1 pseudogene is annotated in these 266 nt (G+C 53.4%); it reads left to right on the forward strand.

What is annotated here, in order from left to right:
• Positions 1-266: pseudogene (locus tag DW826_RS18820) on the forward strand (DNA recombinase); the annotation flags it as partial.

The raw sequence follows: 266 nt of genomic DNA on the forward strand, positions 1-266 counted from the left end.
AAAGTCGGTCAGATTATGGAAATCCTGCGTCAGCGTGGCGTTCGCCTTATCGCCATCAATGACGGCGTGGACAGTGCCAGAGGGGACGATGATTTTACCCCTTTCCGCAACATCATGAACGAGTATTATGCCAGAGACACCAGCCGTAAAATCCGTTCCACTTTCCAGTCCAAAGGCAAGTCCGGCAAGCACCTCACAGGCACGGTCATTTACGGCTATCTCTGGAACGAAGCCAGAGACCAATGGTTGGTTGACCCCGAAGCCGC

It is taken from the genome of Clostridium sp. AM34-11AC (assembly GCF_003435375.1).
Classification (GTDB): Bacteria; Bacillota; Clostridia; order Lachnospirales; family Lachnospiraceae; genus Pilosibacter; species Pilosibacter fragilis.